General features: G+C 44.2%; 3 protein-coding genes. 2 read left to right on the top strand and 1 reads right to left on the bottom strand.

Features of this window, described 5'->3' with window-relative positions:
* Positions 1 to 345: 345 nt before the first annotated feature.
* Positions 346 to 714 carry a helix-turn-helix domain-containing protein gene (locus ACTNBU_RS12485; protein ID WP_119345209.1) on the bottom strand — a complete coding sequence of 123 codons (369 nt, stop codon included), beginning with the start codon at positions 712 to 714 and terminating at the stop codon, positions 346 to 348.
* Positions 715 to 770: 56 nt separating this feature from the next.
* Here ACTNBU_RS12485 and ACTNBU_RS12480 point away from each other — a divergent pair, with 56 nt between their 5' ends.
* Both ACTNBU_RS12480 and ACTNBU_RS12475 read left to right on the top strand, forming a co-directional pair.
* Positions 771 to 1,238 carry a response regulator transcription factor gene (locus ACTNBU_RS12480; protein WP_441034414.1) on the top strand — a complete coding sequence of 156 codons (468 nt, stop codon included), beginning with the start codon at positions 771 to 773 and terminating at the stop codon, positions 1,236 to 1,238.
* Complete coding sequence (locus tag ACTNBU_RS12475; protein WP_441034412.1) at positions 1,235 to 2,068, top strand: sensor histidine kinase; 834 nt, start codon at positions 1,235 to 1,237, stop codon at positions 2,066 to 2,068. Before ACTNBU_RS12480 ends, ACTNBU_RS12475 begins: the two co-directional genes overlap by 4 nt.
* Positions 2,069 to 2,154: the final 86 nt, after the last annotated feature.

Raw genomic sequence — 2,154 nt, 5'->3', positions numbered from 1 at the left:
CTTCCTTGAATTCCTTGCTGTACTTTCCCATTGTGATCCCCTCCATCTTTGTTTTTCACTTTAACAGATTTTTGGGGAATTTGCGACTGCACTTAAAGGGTACCACTCCATACCACTCCACTGTATAAGGGTTTGGGAGTCTCCCAACAAGCAATTTTGTGTTTAGGGGTAAGGGATTCCCAAAAACCAAAATTCGCAAGTGTGGCCACACTTGCTGTGCTTGCTCTACGCTCCTTCCCCCGTAAATACAATGCCGGAAACACCTTCATCTGCCCGCAAAATCCTGGATTTTTCAAAAAGAAAAGGGCGGCAGAGCCGCCCTGGAGAAACGAAAACAGAGGATGCTTATACACCCTCCGTTTCATCTGCTGATTTTTCAGTTTTTAGCGCCCCGTCAAGCGCACCTTCGATGACGGTCAAATACTGCTCTGGACAAAGTTTCAGTTTGTGGCTGATACGCTGTCTCTGTGCGCTTTCCTCCCGCATAATCTCTGGATTGAAGTACCGTTCCACGGGAAGTCCGCACACTTTGATAAGCTGTATGATAACCGGCAGACTGGGAATCGTAGCATCGTTCTCGATATTTGCGAGATACCTAGAGTCGATGTTGATGATCTCCGCCAATGTCTTACGCGACAGATGCTTTGCACTCCGTGCGGCTTTTACATCGGCACCGAAAGTTTCAAAACCGGGGCAATCTTTGATGTTCGCCATATAGCATCACCCAGTTACATTGTATATTTCATACTTTTCCCTTGGAATGTTACTATATGCGCTATATTTCCAATGTTCCGATTATCTTTGTGACAAGCTGCAACACCGATATGGACGAGTTGAACAGCATTATGCTTGGCGGTGATGCCTTTATCACAAAACCATATAATACGGCAATTTTACTTGCCAAAACCGCCGCTCTCTTGCGGTGGGTGTACGCTTCTGGACAATCCGAGACATTGACATGGAATGATGCAACGCTACACCTGGAAAGCAGCATGATTGAATATAAAGGGCAGAAAGCAGAATTGACAAAAAACGAATTGAAAGTCCTTTACTACCTTTTTCGGAACGCCGGTAAAATTTGTTCCAGAAATGATATTGTAGATTATCTTTGGGATAATCAACTCTACATTGATGACAATGCCCTCAGTGTCAATATCACTCGCATTCGGAATAAATTGGATCACATTGGTCTGCACGACTTCATTAAAACAAAACACAGGCAGGGGTATACACTATGAGCGGCAAACAATATCTGAAAAATCAACTGCCCGTGCTTCTGCTGAACCTTTTAGGGGTATTGGCACTTGCATTATTCTTGATAACCACCGGGACATCCCGTCAAGCCATTTCCTTGATTGCTTTGGTCTGGATTGTGGTTGTAGTTTGCTATCTGACGGTCTCTTTCTCCATACAAAAAAGACACTGTGAAACGCTGTTGGCAATGGCCGAACAGTTGGGTGAAAAATATCTGATGCCCGAAGTGATGGCCATGCCGGAAAGAGCCGATGAACAGGTCTTTTATCAGATTTTGAAAATGGCCGAGAAGTCTATGCTGGAAAAGATCGGTGAAGTCCAGAGAGAACGGCAAGAATACAAGGAATATATCGAGCAATGGATCCATGAGGTCAAAACTCCGATTACTGCCATGAAGCTGATCTGTGAAAATAATCGTTCAGAGTTTACCAGAGAGCTACTGGTAGAGGTCGAAAATATAAACCGTTTTACAGAGCAAGCCCTTTACTATGCCCGAAGTGAGCATACGGAAAAAGATTATACCGTCCGTGAGATACGGCTTAGCGATGTGATCCATGATGCAATCGCAGACAGTAAATACCTCCTACGCAAAAACCGTGTGGCGGTTGAGGTAGAGGATGACGGAAAAATCGCCTATATGGATGATAAGTGGATACGATTCATTCTGAATCAAATTATCAGCAATGCGGTAAAGTATCGGACGGACCAACCATCGTTGCGCTTTTCTACGGCGCAGAAACATAATCAGGTGATTTTATCTGTAGAAGATAATGGAATTGGAATCCCACAGGAGACCATCCCAAATTTTGTGTAAACCTCCGATGTGGTGTAGAATAGAAGCACCACATCGGAGGTATTACATATGGCCAGAAAGAATCGTACCCCAGAAGAAAATGCACG

It is taken from the genome of Dysosmobacter sp. HCP28S3_G4 (genome assembly GCF_052065175.1).
Lineage (GTDB): Bacteria > Bacillota > Clostridia > Oscillospirales > Oscillospiraceae > Oscillibacter.
The sequence above is the reverse complement of the archived record's forward strand: the minus strand, read 5'-3'. Positions and strand labels throughout refer to the sequence as shown.